General features: G+C 45.4%; 18 protein-coding genes and 1 pseudogene. 10 read left to right on the plus strand and 9 right to left on the minus strand.

Features of this window, described 5'->3' with window-relative positions:
• Window positions 1-25 precede the first annotated feature (25 nt).
• Window positions 26-853: an LIC13305 family lipoprotein gene (locus DLM76_RS19775; protein WP_241548317.1), complete on the minus strand. Its 828-nt coding sequence runs from the start codon at window positions 851-853 to the stop codon at window positions 26-28.
• A gap of 202 nt (window positions 854-1,055) precedes the next feature.
• Between DLM76_RS19775 and DLM76_RS19780 the strand changes: the two genes are divergently transcribed.
• Window positions 1,056-1,682 (plus strand): zinc finger Ran-binding domain-containing protein, encoded by a 627-nt coding sequence (locus DLM76_RS19780; RefSeq protein WP_118966304.1) that lies wholly within the window; start codon window positions 1,056-1,058, stop codon window positions 1,680-1,682.
• Here DLM76_RS19780 and DLM76_RS19785 read toward each other — a convergent pair.
• The gene (locus DLM76_RS19785; RefSeq protein WP_118966305.1) at window positions 1,643-2,194 is read right to left on the minus strand and encodes a GNAT family N-acetyltransferase; all 552 of its coding nucleotides are present in this window, start codon (window positions 2,192-2,194) and stop codon (window positions 1,643-1,645) included. The genes DLM76_RS19780 and DLM76_RS19785 overlap by 40 nt on opposite strands.
• Before the next feature lie 87 nt (window positions 2,195-2,281).
• The gene (locus DLM76_RS19790) at window positions 2,282-2,719 is read right to left on the minus strand and encodes an acyl-CoA thioesterase (RefSeq protein WP_118966306.1); all 438 of its coding nucleotides are present in this window, start codon (window positions 2,717-2,719) and stop codon (window positions 2,282-2,284) included.
• Between the two features lie 165 nt (window positions 2,720-2,884).
• On the opposite strand from DLM76_RS19790, the gene DLM76_RS19795 reads away from it, so the two are divergent.
• Both DLM76_RS19795 and DLM76_RS19800 read left to right on the plus strand, forming a co-directional pair.
• Complete coding sequence (locus DLM76_RS19795; protein ID WP_118966307.1) at window positions 2,885-3,478, plus strand: TetR/AcrR family transcriptional regulator; 594 nt, start codon at window positions 2,885-2,887, stop codon at window positions 3,476-3,478.
• A 178-nt stretch (window positions 3,479-3,656) separates the two neighbouring features.
• Complete coding sequence (locus DLM76_RS19800; RefSeq protein ID WP_118966329.1) at window positions 3,657-4,121, plus strand: DUF1801 domain-containing protein; 465 nt, start codon at window positions 3,657-3,659, stop codon at window positions 4,119-4,121.
• A 27-nt stretch (window positions 4,122-4,148) separates the two neighbouring features.
• Here DLM76_RS19800 and DLM76_RS19805 read toward each other — a convergent pair whose 3' ends face one another.
• The gene (locus tag DLM76_RS19805; protein ID WP_118966308.1) at window positions 4,149-5,258 is read right to left on the minus strand and encodes a fatty acid desaturase; all 1,110 of its coding nucleotides are present in this window, start codon (window positions 5,256-5,258) and stop codon (window positions 4,149-4,151) included.
• A gap of 188 nt (window positions 5,259-5,446) precedes the next feature.
• Window positions 5,447-5,998 carry a GNAT family N-acetyltransferase gene (locus tag DLM76_RS19810; RefSeq protein ID WP_118966309.1) on the minus strand — a complete coding sequence of 184 codons (552 nt, stop codon included), beginning with the start codon at window positions 5,996-5,998 and terminating at the stop codon, window positions 5,447-5,449.
• A gap of 21 nt (window positions 5,999-6,019) precedes the next feature.
• Between DLM76_RS19810 and DLM76_RS21770 the strand changes: the two are divergent.
• Window positions 6,020-6,201 (plus strand): annotated as a pseudogene (locus DLM76_RS21770) (hypothetical protein); the annotation flags it as partial.
• Between the two features lie 32 nt (window positions 6,202-6,233).
• Window positions 6,234-6,494: an RNA-binding regulator gene (gene rbp, locus DLM76_RS19820; protein WP_118957551.1), complete on the plus strand. Its 261-nt coding sequence runs from the start codon at window positions 6,234-6,236 to the stop codon at window positions 6,492-6,494.
• A gap of 128 nt (window positions 6,495-6,622) precedes the next feature.
• Here the strand turns inward: rbp and DLM76_RS19825 are convergent, their stop codons facing one another.
• The 3 genes from DLM76_RS19825 to DLM76_RS19840 form a co-directional block, all read right to left on the minus strand.
• A complete protein-coding gene (locus DLM76_RS19825; RefSeq protein ID WP_118966310.1) occupies window positions 6,623-7,582 on the minus strand; it encodes an esterase/lipase family protein in 960 nt (319 codons plus the stop codon).
• A 142-nt stretch (window positions 7,583-7,724) separates the two neighbouring features.
• Window positions 7,725-8,120 carry a peptide-methionine (R)-S-oxide reductase MsrB gene (gene msrB / locus DLM76_RS19830; RefSeq protein ID WP_193989144.1) on the minus strand — a complete coding sequence of 132 codons (396 nt, stop codon included), beginning with the start codon at window positions 8,118-8,120 and terminating at the stop codon, window positions 7,725-7,727.
• A gap of 403 nt (window positions 8,121-8,523) precedes the next feature.
• Entirely contained in the window at window positions 8,524-9,138 is a 615-nt protein-coding gene (locus DLM76_RS19840) for a TetR/AcrR family transcriptional regulator (RefSeq protein ID WP_118957555.1), read from the minus strand.
• A 258-nt stretch (window positions 9,139-9,396) separates the two neighbouring features.
• Here DLM76_RS19840 and DLM76_RS19845 point away from each other — a divergent pair, with 258 nt between their 5' ends.
• Complete coding sequence (locus DLM76_RS19845) at window positions 9,397-10,257, plus strand: acyl-CoA thioesterase (protein WP_118966312.1); 861 nt, start codon at window positions 9,397-9,399, stop codon at window positions 10,255-10,257.
• Between the two features lie 40 nt (window positions 10,258-10,297).
• The gene (locus tag DLM76_RS19850) at window positions 10,298-11,623 is read left to right on the plus strand and encodes a thiolase family protein (protein ID WP_118957557.1); all 1,326 of its coding nucleotides are present in this window, start codon (window positions 10,298-10,300) and stop codon (window positions 11,621-11,623) included.
• A gap of 348 nt (window positions 11,624-11,971) precedes the next feature.
• Here DLM76_RS19850 and DLM76_RS19855 read toward each other — a convergent pair whose 3' ends face one another.
• The gene (locus tag DLM76_RS19855; protein ID WP_118966313.1) at window positions 11,972-12,688 is read right to left on the minus strand and encodes a DUF1554 domain-containing protein; all 717 of its coding nucleotides are present in this window, start codon (window positions 12,686-12,688) and stop codon (window positions 11,972-11,974) included.
• Between the two features lie 343 nt (window positions 12,689-13,031).
• Here DLM76_RS19855 and DLM76_RS19860 point away from each other — a divergent pair, with 343 nt between their 5' ends.
• The 3 genes from DLM76_RS19860 (at window position 13,032) to DLM76_RS19870 (ending at window position 15,181) form a co-directional block, all read left to right on the plus strand.
• On the plus strand, window positions 13,032-13,790 hold the full coding sequence (locus DLM76_RS19860; RefSeq protein ID WP_118957560.1) for a biotin--[acetyl-CoA-carboxylase] ligase: 759 nt from the start codon (window positions 13,032-13,034) through the stop codon (window positions 13,788-13,790).
• A 1-nt stretch (window position 13,791) separates the two neighbouring features.
• A complete protein-coding gene (locus tag DLM76_RS19865) occupies window positions 13,792-14,565 on the plus strand; it encodes a type III pantothenate kinase (protein WP_118957561.1) in 774 nt (257 codons plus the stop codon).
• A gap of 73 nt (window positions 14,566-14,638) precedes the next feature.
• On the plus strand, window positions 14,639-15,181 hold the full coding sequence (locus DLM76_RS19870) for a hypothetical protein (RefSeq protein WP_118966314.1): 543 nt from the start codon (window positions 14,639-14,641) through the stop codon (window positions 15,179-15,181).
• The last annotated feature ends 36 nt before the right edge of the window (window positions 15,182-15,217 follow it).

Raw genomic sequence — 15,217 nt, forward strand, 5'->3', positions numbered from 1 at the left:
TCCTTTATTAGCAAATTATTCTGAATCAATTGCAGGAAGTCCCCGTAACCCTCTGTTTCCAAAGCGTATTCTCGCCTACTGTAAACGGCCAAAACCGTTTCATATCGGAGATCATCAGATTCACCTTGGCTCGAACAACCGAATCCGTTTTGCAAACGTTGATCATCTGCGCGTAACTAACCGCCGGTCCCATCAATCCCATTCCGATTTCCGCGTAATCCTCGCCCACATTGGATGTCGCGTATGTTGTGATATAACCGGGCACCGGATTGTCGATTTGAAGCAGGTTCGGCAAGGACCAATCGACATTGCTCGCATAACCGACCGTATTGAGCGAAGCCCAATCCGAATGAACGGCCATATAAAAGCCTCGAACCGCATAATCAAAGTTATGCGTAAATTCATGGTGAATGGCGCGATTGATCGATTCGTCCATCGCACCGTTCGCGATACCGGGACTCACGTTGAGATAGATGCCGCTTCCCAATACATCCGCGTAACCCGCCGCAGCTCTGCCGCCCACCGCCAAATTCGCACAAAGAACGATTCGCTCCGTCTTCCCCTTAATCAGATAACCGCGGGGATATTGCGAGATTTGGGCTCGAACCAGTTCCAGGAAATGATTCACGTCGTTTGCGGAGTAATTGACGTTACAGGTGTAAGCCGAACCGTCGCTCGGAGGAACAGAGGAATTGTAAGTCACGATCTGAACGTCTCGATCGTAGTTTTCAGCGCGATCGGGTAGCCCCAGCAGAAGCAAAAGCGCTTCTTGTTCCGAAATTTCTTCTTCCTTTTGGGAACAAGCGGAAACGATCAAAGAGAGGAATATCAGTAGGAAAAGGGTTCGTATCATATAAGATATTTACAATCTTCCCGCTCGATATTTCCTTCGTATGATAACTTGACATTTTATTAGAAAAGATTTCGAAATTATTTTTTGACCGAGCAAAAGAAGCATGCGGACAGGAGATTCCGTTTGAATCGATCCCTTCTCGTTCAAAATCTCGAAAAAAATCTTGCAGATTGAACCGGAACGACAAAATGAATTCCACTTTATGAAATGGATCTGTCACCACTGCCGATACGCAAACCCGATTACGCTGGACCGCTGCATTCAATGCGGAAACACAAAAGGTGAAAACGCCGAGACCACCGGTTCGACTTCGTTTTTACAAAAAATTCTCAAGTTGGGAACATTCGGATGGGCGCTGATAATTCTTGTCGGATTGGCATGCGTGATCCTATTGCCGATCCTATTCATTGTCGCATTATCGAATGTGGAAGGTTTGGCGAGTGCGATCCTTTTGATCGCTGGATTTTACGGAGCCAGGTCGGCCTTACGATCCGCATTTCCCGATCCTGCAAAGGCGATCTTTCTCGTATTCTTTTCCATCATGGGCGTCGCAATCGACCAACCCGGAAATTACTTATACAACTATCCGATGAATTTTCTCTGCCCGGAAAAAACGACGGTTACAAGAAATCTCGTAGTCACCCATCCTCTCCCGGAAAGGACGGATATGACCCAGGCCTTTCTGTGCAAGGACGAAAATGAAAACGAATTTTATCGAATCCCAATGCTTCACGTTTTAGGAATTCGATTTTTAGAATATTCCATATTAGGAATATTTTTTTTATTGGTTCAGGGATTTTTTCTCAGGACCAAAACGACGACGTCGTAATAATCTCCGTTTCCGTACGATACGGCCGCGGTTTCGCGGTCGATCTCGATTCTTCGAAAACCCGCCTTTTCGTATGCGCGGACCGCTCTTGGATTTCTTGCGGAAGGGCGGATTACAAGCTCTTCCATGCCCAATTCGTTTAACAAAATTCCGCTCAGGATTCGAATCGCTTCGACGCCGTATCCGTGACCGCAGAATTCGGGAGACGACATCCAAATGTCCAACTCGGCGACACGGGGGCTCGGCAGATCGGACGCGTAATTGATTTGTCCGATACAAACATCATCCATTAGAATTCTGTAACATCTTCCGAGTTCCGGATTCGAACCGGTAAAAAAATAATCCAGATAATCGGCGGAGAATTCCTCCCAAGTCGGAATGTCCGCATCCGGAAACAAGGGCGGTCCCAATAAAAACGGTACCAATTCCGGATGAACGAGCCAATCGTAGAATCTTCTACGATCCTCAAGAACGGACGGTTCTAATCGAATGGAATGATCCCGGTTATTCATCTTCTTCTTTTCTTAGAACGACATTATCCGTTCCAAGAAAAGAAAAAAGACGAATTCTTTTTTTAAACGGGAGAAGGATCGCAAACTTCACGAAAGTTTCGCGGCTTCTTCCTCCGAAACCTTATAAGGACGCATTCTTTTTAGATCCATAAACAAACCGAAAAATTTGGAGGAGCAGACCAAAGCCCCGTCCGACTCGCGATACAGATCTTGAATCACCAAAACTCGACTTCCTTTTTTCGCTTCGAAGCGAGTCACAAGCCGTGTGGTTTCGGGATATTTCAATTCCGCTTTGTATTCCAATTCCGCTTTCAAAATCACTGGACCGATATTTTTTTGGCGCAGCTCCCCCAAATTCATACCCGCATCTTCGAAAGCCGCCCTTCTCGCCTCGTCGAAATAGCTCTGATACACTCCGTTGTTCACATGTCCGTTTTCGTCCAAATCCACCCAACGAACCTTCACATAATGAGTAAACGATCTTCCTTCCGTTTGCACCGCGGCTTCTTGTTCCAGAGTTTCCATGCTTTTTTCCTCCTCAGTAGAACAGTCGGTCTACCTCTGGATTAAGCCTATAAAATGGTAGACAAATTTGTCTACCATTTTAAATTTCAGGTATAAGGTTTTTCGAAGAGGGGAAATTCTTTTTCTCCCTTTAAGCGGGGAACTTTTGAACAATCGGTTCGATCGATGAAACAAACTCTTCTCAAACACGACCCGGCCAAGGACAGGATTTTGAAGGCCACGGTGAAACTCTTTTATGAGAGAGGTTATTCCAATACCGGGATCAACGAAATATTAAGCGAAGCGAACGCGTTTAAAAAGAGCTTATACCGCTATTACCCTTCCAAAAAAGATCTGGGCTTAAGTTACGTTTCGTTTCAGGAAGAACAGATCATCGGCTTAGCCGAAATCATGATGAACAAATACGAAAGATATCCCGACTTTATCCGGGCCTGGATCAAATTCATACAGAGAAGATTGAGGACCGAATACAAATACGGTTGCCCTCTCGCGAACTTTTCGAATCAAACGCACGAGGAACCGGAATTGCGAAAACGAATCTTAGAATCCCTCGACCGATGGAATCGAAGTTTCGGCCAATACTTCACACGACCGATCTGGAAAAAGAAAAAGACCCTGAACTCCAAAACGGCTTTGGAATTTGCGGAAAAAGCGTTGTTCCTCTATCAAGGAGCGATGCAGCTCTACGGGGTCACGGGTAATAAAAAATTCATCGACCGACTGGAAGAGGAACTTCTTAAATTGGAAGACATCGTATAAGAATAAGATTCGTTTTTGATCGAGTCGCTCTTCTCATCGTTTCGTTTTAGCAGGAGAGCTTCCGATATATGACATCTTTTGCATAAAGAAAAATCGCTTCGGCTCCGGTCCGTAATTTCTTTCCAAAAACGGCTTGCTGGAAAAAAATACGAGAATAAATTTTCCTAGAAGAATCGGTATGCCCGCAGCACACAAAAAGACCAAGGAAAAACCGCTCCCCTTCAAAAATCGAAACGTGGCGGAAGTCTTTCACGCTTATCCGGACCCGGTTCGGATTCAATTATTGGCGCTTCGGGATTTGATCTATCGAACGGCGGACTCGATCGCGGAAGTCGGCAAACTCGAAGAGACGTTGAAATGGGGACAGCCGAGTTATTTAACGTCGGAATCAAAGAGCGGAAGTACGATTCGAATCGATCGACTTCCTGCGGAAGAAAATCGATATGCGATTTATTTTCATTGTCAGACGAATTTGGTTTCCACCTTTCGGGAACTCTTTCCCAAAAAGTTCGATTTTGAAGGGGATCGCGCGATTCGGTTGAACGTGAAAGATCCTCTTCCTTCCAAAGAACTGAGCGTCTGCATCTCTTTGGCGTTAACCTATCATCTCGATAAAAAAAGAAAAAATAAACGGGGACTTTGAAATCCCCGTTTACGGCTGTATCTAACGTTATGCGGGTATAATCTCCAACTCTTCGTCGTCCGCGTCGGTCGTATCGTTCGCTACGTTTCTCGCCTCGCGATACGTCATCCATTTTCCGGTTTCGGAATCGATCACCTTACAAAGAGAAGTCGATTTAAAATAATCTCCGAAGATCGTGTTTCTTTCCAGAACGTGATCCCCGTAAACCGCTTTAATCTCATTCAAAGCGCGTTTGAGATTGTAAAAAGGAATCTTCATGTGAACGTGATGCGGCATGTGAATGAAGATATTGTGAAAGAAGAAATTCATCACAGGGTGAATATGATAGTTGATGGTTCCTTTCATTTGTCCGTAAAAAGGAGTCCATTCATCCTTTGTCTTCCAGGGAATTTCGGAATGAATGTGATGAACGTAAACCGTAATTCCCATAAAGTAATTCCATGCGATGAACGGAACCAGACAAACTTTGGTGAACATCCAGAAACCCGCACCCGCATCGAAAACTCCGTTTGCCGAACCGCCGAAGTAAAACACGAGACCGGAGGAGATAAACGCGAAGGAAAGCATGATCCACTTGTCCCTGCCCGCTTCCTTGAGAGGGGCCGTAAAGAAAACCATTCCTTTGAGCCAAACTTCGATCATGTAGTAAAAACCGCCGCCCCAGGCCGACCAGAAAAAACGGTGCATCATCTTCTTAAATATTCCAAATTTTGCATATTCTTCCGCGGTAGCCGGATGCCATACGAAGTCTCCTTGTCTTTTGATCGTATGACCGTGATGGATTCGGTTGTGTCCGTAAGCCCATTGATTGTAGGCGTGCAAAGAAGGAAGCATCGCGATTTGTCCGATCCAATACCGGAGAAATCTGTTTTCGAACAGGGCCTCGTGCGCGCAGTCGTGACCGACCACGAACAAAGCCGCGATCGTCATTCCCGCGAAAAACCATAAGAAAGGAAGAAGATACCAGGTGTCTATGTGCCAGAGCAGAGTGATTGCCACTCCGAAAAAAAACAGGTCTCTCAAAAAGTAGCCGATTCCCTTGTAAGCGGGATTGGCAAAAGTTCCTTCAGACAAGGTTTCGCGGACGGATCCGAGAGTTTCCTTAGGTGAAGAACCGGAATTCATTTTCACTTCCATTGTTTTCTCCTTAGTGAACGGCGTTCACTTCACTAATGAACAACGTTAGCCAAGAATGAAGGGTTTGGCAAGAAAAAAATCAGGGTCTTGAAAGAAATTTTGAAGGAGTTCCCACAAATTCAGAGTTCGCTCGGAAAAATTATGTAGGAATTCCCACACTTTCCTTGTGGAACGGGAGAATTCTCCCGTTAAAAGGTCGGAACTGCGGCGTTTTCCCATTCAGGTCGGGCCGCCTGATACAGAACGTGTTTGGAAAGAAGATGTTCGGCTGGAAGATTCGGGTGTTGAAAAACGCCGACTTCTTTCATACCGATGCGCTTCATCACGGCTTGGGAGCGGACGTTTAGGATCGAAGTGAACGAAACGACCTTCGGGAATTGCAAACGAGCAAACCCGAATTTCAAACAGGCTGTGGCGGCCTCGCTCGCGAACCCCTGATCCCAAAAAGAAGGCTTCAATCTCCAGCCGATTTCCACCGCGGGCGTGAACGAGGCCTGAAAGGAAACGTTCAAAAATCCGGTAAAGCCGACCCACTCTCTCGTTTGTTTCGTTTCGACGATCCAAAGACCGAATCCGAATTCTTCGAAATGGGCGCGCATCTTCTCGACAAATTGTTCCGAATCTTCACGGGTCAAAAGCGCGGGAAAATATTCCATCACGATCGGATCCGAACTCATTCGATAAAACGGTTCCAGATCTTTTTCTTCCCATTCTCTCAAAATCAGTCTTTCGGTTTCCATTTTAGATCGATGTATGCCGCAAATTTAGTATTGCCAAAGGAAATTCAGCCGATAGTATGGACAAAGAACTCCAGTTATTCAATCGATTTTCTAACTTCTAAACGTAGTCCTATCTTAAAGTTTGCTCTTCTTTCTAAGTCCTGCATCTCTAAAATTCTTCTACTTCCCGTCCAAGGGGAAACGCTGTTTTTAAATCAAGATAACTTGATCTAATTTATAACGACACGAGGAACATATGTCAGTTAATATTTATGTAGGAAATCTTTCTTACGATCTCAATGAAGGAACGTTAGGCGATCTTTTCAGAGCGCATGGCGCGGTGAATTCCGTAAAAATCATCACCGACCAGTACTCCGGAAAATCCAAAGGTTTCGGTTTCGTCGAAATGCCGAACAAAGACGAAGCGGACAAAGCGATCAAAGATTTGGACGGAAAGAACGTTCTTACTCGCAACCTGAAAGTAAACGTCGCTAAACCGAAAGGCGACAGATTCTAATTTAAGAATTCATCATTTTCAATCGATGCGATCGTATCGGCCGTCTCTGGAAGGGAAACCTTCGGAGACGGTTTTTTTGTTTTTTGGGGGGATGTCAGGTTTATAAAAACCCGACTTCCCATTTCGTATCAGCGTTTCTTCTTTTTAACCGGAACTTTTTTCTTTGCAACGGGTTTAGAAACTTTCGAAGAGGCGGAGATCGACTTCTTCGTTTGCGTTTTTTTCTTAGGAGCTTGTTTTGACGATTTGGAGGATCCGGACTTTTGAGAAGAGGATTTGGAAGCGCTCGCCGAACCTCGGTCGCCTAAACCTTGTTTTACGGAAGCGGTTTCTTGTTTGGAAGAATCGGCTTTCTTAACGACCGGCTTAGGATCCTTATTCTCCTCGGCGGTGATGAGATCGAACAAACACTCGATTCCCAACGGTCCCATAAACAAATTGAGATGACCCGCTTCAGGCAGTTCCACGTCGTCGAAATGACCCAGACGAGAATTTTCGGAAGGAAGAATGATCTGATCCTTCTTCGTAAAGACGGATTGCACGTTAGGCAGCTTTTCAAAAACGTCGCCGACTTCCCGGATGAATTTCGAATTCGGCATCATCTGCCAGCAGCAAATGAACATAGGAGCGGCGTACGCGAGATACGTTCCGCGAACAGGAGTTCCAGCGATAAAGATCTTCTTAACGCGGTCCCTTCCTTTATAAGTAAGACCTGCAGAAATCAGCCCGCCCATCGAATGAGCGACGATGTAGCAGTCCTTAATGTCCTTTTCGATCAGATAGTTTTCCAGAATCCTGCTTTTGGTTCGAATGTTCCCGACTTGAAACCCGAGAGGAACAACGTAAACGGGATGACCGTTTGCGGAAAGATGTTTGAGCATCGATTCCCAAGAGAGGGTTCTACCCAAAAATCCCGAAACCAGAACGACCGGACGTTTATCTCCTTCGGGAGAATCTTCCAATTTCGTAAAGATGCCGATGATCGCGTGCCAGAGATAAAGAATCGTATACCATTTTTCAGCTAAGAATTGCAGGAAAGGGTTTCGTACGGAGCGATTGTCGGAGACGTATGCGAGATGGTCATTCATGAAGTTACTCCCGGTGGATTCCGGTTTTAGGTATTATTTTCTTCGAGTAACCGCTTGAAAATCAAAAAACGAACGGGAGAATTTTTCCGGGAAGTCGAATGATAAAACGTTCTTCCCGGAAACGGAACTTCAAAAAGTATCGTTATTCTTTCTTAAATTTTAAAGAAGCCGAATTGATGCAGTAACGCAGTCCGGTAGGTCTCGGCCCGTCCGGAAATACGTGACCTAAATGTCCCCCGCATTTCGAACAAACAACTTCGACTCGCGTCATTCCGTGACTCGTATCCCTTTCCTCGTCGATCGCTCCTTCTTTTGCCGGTTGATAGAAAGAAGGCCAACCGGAACCGGATTCGTATTTCGTTTCGGAGGAGAATAAGACGGCTCCGCAAGCCGCGCAAACATACGTTCCTTTATCGTGATTTTTGTAAAGGGCGCCCGTAAACGCCATCTCGGTTCCCTTCTGTCTGAGAATTCTGTATTCTTCGGGTGTGAGTTCTTTCTTCCATTCTTCTTCGGACTTGTTGACTTCGTATTTCATCTTTCCTCCTTTCTTGTTCTTTGAATCGGAATCGCCGTTCGTATCATGACAGCCCGCAAATAAAAACGTAACCGCGATGATCGAGATGAATATCTTGTTTTCCATAACGGAAGATTCGTTTTGATTCTTGGACGGTTACGAAACAAGTAAGAATCTCGCAAAAGTTCAATCGTCGACTTTGCAATAAAAAAAATGCGGAATTTTTAAATGTTCCGACAAACCATCAGTTCCAAAAAACGTTTGAAAATAGATCAAAGAACGAATTCGCCGTTCGCCCTTTTTGAAATCCTTACAACGCATCCCCAAACCCCGGTTTACTTTCTCAGAAAGAACAGGCTGCAAGGTTCTGTCCCCGTCGAGCGGCTCATGGATTGGGATGCTGAGTTTCTTTTGAAACAGGTTTTTAAAGAATTCGATATTCTTCCGTGATTTCGCGGAGGGAATCTTCCATTTCCCGAATAAACCGAAGTTCATGGGTCATTCTCCACATCGTTACGGAACCGTGATAAGCCATGAGAATTCTTCTCGCAACATATTGAATGTCCATGTTTCTTTTGAGTTGGCCGGAACCGATCGCCTTTTGCAGATAATCCCCGATCATGCGCGTCCATTTGTTTACGATGTCTTTTAGGAATTCGGTGTATTCCGGATCGGAATCCATAACCTGACTCGCAAATCCGGCAAACGGACAACCTACAAATTCGCCGTGACGGATTTGTTTTTCCTTGAGAATCACCCAGGCGCGTAAGAATTCTCCGAGGTCGGGATAACGATCCATCAAACCTTGAAGATCGCTGAGAGTTTTCTCTTCCTGACGCGCGAGATACGCAAGACCCAATTCTTTTTTAGAAGGATAATGATCGTAGAGACTGGCCGCGACGGAATTGGATTCCTGAATGATCTGTCTCATTCCGGTATTGGAAAATCCCTGTTTGTAAAAAAGAGAAGTCGCCGTGTCTAAAATTCTTTCCCGAACGCCGATTCCCGATTCTTTCTTTTTACGCGGTTGAGTTTTCATGATCGAACGCCGTTTTTCCTGATTCCTACAAGTTCATTATCCTACCCGAAAAATCTTCTGTCAATGACTTTGAAAGAATGAAATGAAAAAACAGAACGAACGTTCTGTATTTTTTTGTTTGATCTTATTTTAGCTCGGTCTAAACTAGGACAAGAATCTCCCCAAAGGCACGCGTAGGGGAATGCAGTTTCGCTCCATTTCGCTCCCTACGGGTCGCGAAATAGGGCCAGAATCTCCTCAGTAGTACGGAGGGCCGATATGATCGCGGATGAACTTCAACTCGTGACTCGGGTATCCGATCTGGACACGCAAAGACACGTGACCAGCAGGACTTACGAGAATTTCTGCCTCGAAGGCAGATTTCGGACTTTGGAAAAGAACGGTTTTTCCCTCAGGGAGATTCTGTCTCAAGGGATAGCAATCCATCCTTTGGAGTCTCAGATTCGATTCCTTGCACAACAGATGGAAGGAGCCAATTTGAGAACGGAAACGAAGGCTTTCCCTTTGAAAGACGGTAAGATTTTTTGGGATCAGAAAGTTTTATCGGAAGCGGGTATCACCGCGGCTGAGATCAAAACGCTTACGTTTTCGGAAAAGGGAGGAAGTCCGATCGACCTTCTTCCTTTGGAAAAAACGGATATGACCGGCTTCGACCAGTTTCAGGAAATTCCCGATTTTCGGGGAACCTGCAAAACCGTGGACACCGAATTGATCACTCTCTACAGCGAGAGAAACATTTTCGGCGAATACAATCCGGCGTATCTCTGGAGAATCGTAGAGGATTCGCGTTGGTTTTTTTCGACCGAAACCGGTTTAACCCTCGATCGTTTCGTGGAAATGGATACCACGATGTTCTTTATGGGCGGCGTTTTTAAATTCTTTCATCCCGTACCGGCGGGAAGAAGAATCAAGGTCAGCACATGGATTCATTCTTTTGAAAAAATCCGGAGCTATATGAGGCATGAAGTTACGGATGCGGAAACCGGTCTGAGATACTTTGCGGTTCAGGACGAACAATTGGTGGTTTCACTCACCAAGTCCCGTCCGAAAAAGGCTCCCGAAGAGTTTCAAAGACTCGTAGGCGACTACGTTGAGAATTTTGAATATTCTCAAAAGTGAATATAGGATTTATTAAGAATTTGAAGTCTGGAGAAAGAAAATGAAATTAACGAAACCATTGGCGCTTTGTACGCCAAGAAGAACTCCTTTTGCTCAGATCGCGAAAGCTCTGGGACCATACCCTGGACATCACCTGGGGAAAATAGTCGCAGAAGATATTCTCGCTAAAAGCAAATTGAAACCGTCCCAAATCGACGGAGTGGTTGTTGGAGAAGGATTCAGCAACGCGCCTAACTCCGCAAGAGTGATCGCGAACCTCGTCGGAATGAGAGACGAAATCGCTTGTATCACCGTTGCGAACAACTGCGTTTCCGGTATGGAAGCGGTTGCGGAAGCGGCTCGTAGAATCGTTCTCGGAGAAGGAGAATTGTTCCTCGCAATCGGAGAAGAATCTCAAACCTCCATGCCTTTTATCGTCAAAAACGCTCGTTTGAACAAAAAAGCGGGATCTCTCGATAAACTCAAAAAACTTCTTCCTGACAACCTTCCTGAAGGCGTCGAGTTGAGAGATACTCTGGAAGACGGACTCGGAGACGGAGAGACTTCTTACGGTATGCAGGTAACTGCCGAGATCGTCGCACAGAACTACGGCCTTTCCCGCGAGATCCAAGATAAGCTCGCTTTCGAATCCTTCAAAAGAGCATTAGAAGCTTCTAAAGCAGGAAAATACGCTCCTTACATCATTCCGATGAAAGACGAAGACGGCAACGAACTTGCTATCGACGAAGCGGTCGGTCTCCGTGAAGGTTTGGTGGAAAACCCTACCCGTATGGGACGCGCGATGCTTATGTTCGACAACCCGGGAATGAAGTTCGAAGAATTCAAAACCAAATACGCGAAGGATCTTAAAAAATCCCACGGACCTACGGTTTCCATCTTCAACGCAAGCCCTCGTTCCGATGGAGCCGCTGGTGTGATCGTTACTACCGTTGAAAAAGCGAAAGAACTCGGTCTTACCATCGAAGCGGTCGTAACCGGATGGCACATGAAAGGAGTTCACCCGAACAACATGGGAATCGGACAAGCTGCGGCAACCGAAGCACTTCTTGCGGATGTCGGAGTGAAAATCCAAGACGTTGACTACGTTGAAATCCACGAAGCGTTCGCTGCGACCGCGGTTGGAGCTCTCGAGCAAATCAAAATGGATACCGGCTGGGATTGGGAAAAATCTTTCGACGCAAAGAAAATCAACCCGAACGGCGGTTCCATCGCGATCGGTCACCCTTTCGGCGCGACCGGAATCCGTTTGATCGCAAACGCGATCATGGACTTGAAAGAGGATTCTTCCGCTAACAAAGTAGTGATCACAGCTTGTGCGCACGGTGGTATCGCAGGATCCATGTTGATCGAAAGATACAAAGGTTGATCCGAACTTTAGATTTTTCTAAAATACGGTCGACCGGGAACGCGGCTTAAAAAAGCGTTCTCACGATTTCAAGAAAAACCTCCCTTCTTCTTTCCAAGGAAGAAGGGAGAATAAAAAAGCCCCGAGCAATTCAGGGCTTTTTTACTTTAACGGAGAGAAGAAGATTGAAGCACTGTAATATCGCAGTTTTCTTATCCTTCCGATCGATTTCGAATCGATCGTATCCGTGCTTCGATCCGTTGCTAAAAATAAAGAGTAGCGCCCTCGAACCGAATGTTCCTCGAAAAAATCGAAGAACAAACTCATAATCAGTTTAGAATTTTGTAATCCTTTTTTGCAGTGAAAGAATTATTGCTCTACGCAGAGCAGTTTTTTGGTTCCGCTGCAATTCGGAATACTGTCAGCCTTTAATTGTGCAAAAGCGGCGGAACTCGCAAGACCGGTATTTCCATTATTAACGCCGGATGTATCCGTCCATGCCATTCCACCAGTAATACACGCATTTGCGATAGACCAATCGGTTGTTGAATTTGCAACAAAGCCTGACCAGAAAGCATCCGCAGCCGCTTGTACCGGATTTGTGATCGAGGTTATCAAGCCGTTTGCATCCGTTGTAAACACTTTCGTCGTTTGATCGGCTCGATAGTAATCTTTGCTAGCCTGTAAGATCCAATTTTTAGAGCCGGTAGTAGGATTACTTGGACAGACAGCGCCGTCGTTGATACAAGCGTATCTGCGCCCGTTTGCACCCGAATCTCCCGTAATAAACGCTTTATACGTTCCCGTTGAAGGCTTATTCGCGTCGCTCGCGCACTTTGCGTCCGCACCATTGATCCCACCGAGATTTCCATTATAAGAACTCGCTGTAACAAAGACTCTTAAATTGCCGCTTCCACCGCTTGATGAGCTCGGATTTGCAGCCGTCTGAGCGACTACCAAAGCGATCGCAGCAAGAATGGTATCATTATTTGCATTCTCAGGAGGTTTACACTGGACCATCAAAAAGGACAGTATAACAAGGATTATAGATAAATACGTTAGATGCGACTTTGCGATTGATTTCATACGCAAATAAATTCCAATAACAAAAAAGGAGTCAAACTAAAATATAATGAAACAATAAATATTTATAAACTGCCGAAAAATTAATCAAAATAGAATGCTTCTCTTGCACTTCGATCCATTCTTACGCGCCGAAAGAAATGTCCAATCCAATGGATGCGCCGTGAAAACCGTGGGAACTCATACCACAACGCTCTTCCTTTTCCACCAAACTGTCAGTAGGTCATAGATTCCGAGAATAAAACGCTTCAATCTCGACATCGGGATTCTTCCTTTCGGAATGAACGTTGGCATGTCGGCCCTTTTTCTACTTGCGTAATCCCACGACATAGGGATCGTATTGGCCATGCAAAACATATTGCTCCAACCGGAAAAAGGAATCTTCTTAGATTCCGTAACCTCGACCAACTCGGTGATCAAAAGCAAGGAGTTCCCGCCCGGAACCTGGATCGTCGCCGAAGAACAAACCGCAGGACGAGGAAGAAAAGACCGCAAGTGGGAAGTCTTCGGTGAAGAATCCCTGATCTTTTCCGGAAAAATCGGTCTGGAGAATTTCGACGGAGGCCCAGGGCTTTCACTTTTTATCGGCACCGCGCTCTGCAAAGCGATTCTTTCCGTTTACCCTGAACTCACTCGAGAAATCAAAATCAAATGGCCGAACGATTTATACCGAGGCAGTAAAAAGGTTGCAGGAATTCTAATAGAGTCCGAGGTCGAAGGTTCTTCCGTAACTTTGATCGTAGGAATCGGAGTGAATCTGTTCGGCAAAAACGAAACGATTCCTTCCCATCTTAGCGATGCCGGCTTCTTAAACACGAACCCGGATCGCGCCGGTAAAAAAAGCGAGATCTTGGAAAAGCTGATTCCGTTTTTAAACGAAGCGATCCTTCTTTGGAAGGATTCCGAAGGAAGAAAAAAAGAACTCATTTTGTTAAACGAACTCCTTTTGTGGAAGGGACAATCCGTTAGTTATACCGAAAACGGCAGTTTACAAACCGGGATTCTCGAAGGATTGGGCGAAAACGGTTCGTTAATCCTGAAAACTCCTTCCGGAACCAGGCTGGATTTCATTGACAGTCCGGAGGACTTCCATTCTCTAAACTAAAATGCTCTTAGTAGTCGACGTAGGCAATACGAACACGGTCTTCGGAATTTTTGAAAACGGAAAGACCACTCCCCTCTTTCACAAACGAACCGTAACCCGCAAAGACCGAACGTCCGACGAACTCGGATTATTCTTCCGCGGGTTTCTGCGCGAATTTAAAATCGAAAACGAAGCGATCACGGGCGGAATTTATTCCAGCGTGGTGCCTACTCTCAACCCGATCTTGGAAAGAATGTTCCATGATTGGTTTAAAATCGAAGCGGTTCGGGTTCATTATCAGATGAAACTTCCGTTTTCGATCTCTTATCCGAGACCTTATGAAATCGGCGCCGATCGTCTTGTAAACGCGGCGGCTTGCGTGGTCGATTCTCCCGGTAAATCCATCATCATCGATTTGGGAACCGCGACTACGTTCTGCGTCGTCGACGACAAACCCGAATATCTCGGCGGAGTGATCGCTCCCGGATTGAAAGTTTCGATGGACGCTCTCACAAGAAATACTTCGCAGCTTCCTCCGATCGTATTTCAATCACCCGATAAGATCTTAGGAGATTCTACGATCGAGTCGATTCAATCCGGATTCTTTTTCGGTTGGATCGGTTTGTTGGAAGGAATCATACGCGAGATCAAAAAAGAAAAAGGTCAGGAGTATAGAGTGATCGGAACGGGCGGTCTTGTCACCGTAATCGACGCCGCTCATCCTGGAATCTTCGATCAGATCGATCCTCTTTTGACCTTGCGCGGACTTCAGATTTTACATCAGATGAATTCTTAATCGGAAGCGATTTTAGTCGCGGTTCGACTTCGATATTATCGGATTTCCGTTTTTTAAGGGAGAATGGAAAACAATGTTCGATTTTTTGAAACGCCGATCCCCTTCCGTACCGATCAAGGACTCGATCTTTCTATCAGAAGAAACTAAATTAGAAAAATGTAAACGAACTTTGAAGAGGCGGCCGGAAACCGTTTTTGTCGCTTGGTTCGATGAAACCTTCCGCGGATTTCAAGAGACTCTCGAATTGGAAAAAGGTTCCTCTCGGCTATTATGCGCATGGGAATTGGAAACCACGGATCTTTTGGAAAAACATCCGATCTTTGTAGAACACTATCCGCTTCGAAAAACGGAACAACAGGTTTTTCTAAAATTGCAACTGAAAGAAGCGACCGTATTCTCCTCCTTGGACGAACCGATATTCTTAAAATTCGGCGGAGAGAACATCGCAAAGCTGATGCAAAGTTTAGGCGTCAACAAAGAAGCGATCGAACATTCGATGATCACCGCTTCGATCCGAAGAATTCAGGAAAAGATCGAAAAGAAAACCGCAATGGAACAAAGACTGCGCTCTTCGCAAGAGGATTGGTTTTTGGCAAATCTCGGATCCAATCATTAGGAAAAACGAATATTTTTTTTGGATAATCTGATCTCG

The organism is Leptospira yasudae, from assembly GCF_003545925.1.
GTDB classification, from domain to species: domain Bacteria; phylum Spirochaetota; class Leptospiria; order Leptospirales; family Leptospiraceae; genus Leptospira; species Leptospira yasudae.

Excerpts from the sequence above, each read along its gene's own strand:
- DLM76_RS19780 (WP_118966304.1), top strand. The coding sequence starts at position 1,056 with ATGAAATGGATCTGTCACCACTGCCGATACGCAAACCCGATTACGCTG.
- DLM76_RS19840 (WP_118957555.1), bottom strand. The coding sequence starts at position 9,138 with ATGAAAACTCAACCGCGTAAAAAGAAAGAATCGGGAATCGGCGTTCGG.
- DLM76_RS19800 (WP_118966329.1), top strand. The coding sequence starts at position 3,657 with ATGCCCGCAGCACACAAAAAGACCAAGGAAAAACCGCTCCCCTTCAAA.
- DLM76_RS19860 (WP_118957560.1), top strand. The coding sequence starts at position 13,032 with ATGCAAAACATATTGCTCCAACCGGAAAAAGGAATCTTCTTAGATTCC.
- DLM76_RS19855 (WP_118966313.1), bottom strand. The coding sequence starts at position 12,688 with ATGAAATCAATCGCAAAGTCGCATCTAACGTATTTATCTATAATCCTT.
- DLM76_RS19845 (WP_118966312.1), top strand. The coding sequence starts at position 9,397 with ATGATCGCGGATGAACTTCAACTCGTGACTCGGGTATCCGATCTGGAC.
- DLM76_RS19870 (WP_118966314.1), top strand. The coding sequence starts at position 14,639 with ATGTTCGATTTTTTGAAACGCCGATCCCCTTCCGTACCGATCAAGGAC.
- DLM76_RS19785 (WP_118966305.1), bottom strand. The coding sequence starts at position 2,194 with ATGAATAACCGGGATCATTCCATTCGATTAGAACCGTCCGTTCTTGAG.
- DLM76_RS19805 (WP_118966308.1), bottom strand. The coding sequence starts at position 5,258 with ATGGAAGTGAAAATGAATTCCGGTTCTTCACCTAAGGAAACTCTCGGA.
- DLM76_RS19775 (WP_241548317.1), bottom strand. The coding sequence starts at position 853 with ATGATACGAACCCTTTTCCTACTGATATTCCTCTCTTTGATCGTTTCC.
- DLM76_RS19825 (WP_118966310.1), bottom strand. The coding sequence starts at position 7,582 with ATGAATGACCATCTCGCATACGTCTCCGACAATCGCTCCGTACGAAAC.
- msrB (WP_193989144.1), bottom strand. The coding sequence starts at position 8,120 with ATGAAATACGAAGTCAACAAGTCCGAAGAAGAATGGAAGAAAGAACTC.
- DLM76_RS19865 (WP_118957561.1), top strand. The coding sequence starts at position 13,792 with ATGCTCTTAGTAGTCGACGTAGGCAATACGAACACGGTCTTCGGAATT.
- DLM76_RS19850 (WP_118957557.1), top strand. The coding sequence starts at position 10,298 with ATGAAATTAACGAAACCATTGGCGCTTTGTACGCCAAGAAGAACTCCT.
- DLM76_RS19790 (WP_118966306.1), bottom strand. The coding sequence starts at position 2,719 with ATGGAAACTCTGGAACAAGAAGCCGCGGTGCAAACGGAAGGAAGATCG.
- rbp (WP_118957551.1), top strand. The coding sequence starts at position 6,234 with ATGTCAGTTAATATTTATGTAGGAAATCTTTCTTACGATCTCAATGAA.
- DLM76_RS19795 (WP_118966307.1), top strand. The coding sequence starts at position 2,885 with ATGAAACAAACTCTTCTCAAACACGACCCGGCCAAGGACAGGATTTTG.
- DLM76_RS19810 (WP_118966309.1), bottom strand. The coding sequence starts at position 5,998 with ATGGAAACCGAAAGACTGATTTTGAGAGAATGGGAAGAAAAAGATCTG.